The organism is Prevotella sp. CAG:592 (assembly GCF_000436015.1).
GTDB classification, from domain to species: domain Bacteria; phylum Bacteroidota; class Bacteroidia; order Bacteroidales; family Bacteroidaceae; genus Prevotella; species Prevotella pectinovora.
On the sequence record NZ_FR892513.1, the window covers coordinates 1 to 760 of the forward strand.

The window sequence follows — 760 nt, forward strand, 5'->3', positions numbered from 1 at the left end:
CTTGTTGCCCTCTAATTACTTTTATTAGAGGTTCGATATTACCTGCGAGTTCATGGTTATCGCATTTTGTAACATCTATTTTGGACTGGTCGCAATTTGCGACCGGTTCTTTTTTATCTATGTTGTTTGCCATATTTCTATCTTTATTTTTGAGATCACAAATTGTGACCTTAAACGTAGTGTTGTTATATTGCGTACAAAGGTAGTGCTTTTAGCCTTTAAGCCACTATTGCACAACCCCTTTTTTGAAAAGAACGTAAAATCAATAGTATTATTGCGGTGATTGTACTTTTAGTAATTCCGACAAGTCCTTGACCAGTCTTTCCGTGCTCTGTCTGTCACCAATACTGGAGACACGAGCGTATATTACTCCTGTTGTCATCTATATCAAAGATAAAATTAAACATGAAAATGCCTGTGCTCAGATAAGTCTTGCTGATTTATTTGAACACAGGCGTTTTTTGAATACAGCCTGAAGGCAATTTATCAACAAAAGGGAAGAAGTAAGACTTCCCCATTTCTCTTTTAGGCATCCACTTCTTTGTTTCTTCCGACAATGGGATGGTTACTCTGTCCTTGGTCTTGACTTGGATATGGTCAATGTATTCTGTCTTGCCGTCAGCAGCCTTGTGGATTTCTAATAGACTGTAAATCAGTGACATTACATCACCTTACTATCCTTTCATTTCCGATGGTTAGACCCGCTTGGGATAATTGGGATAATGTCAAGTTGACAGGTTGACATGGCTGTTTACGAGGT

1 protein-coding gene is annotated in these 760 nt (G+C 38.3%); it reads right to left on the reverse strand.

The annotated features are described in order from the left end of the window. Positions 1-440: 440 nt before the first annotated feature. Positions 441-662: a site-specific recombinase gene (locus QVO99_RS01930; protein ID WP_022315905.1), complete on the reverse strand. Its 222-nt coding sequence runs from the start codon at positions 660-662 to the stop codon at positions 441-443. Between the last annotated feature and the right edge of the window lie 98 nt (positions 663-760).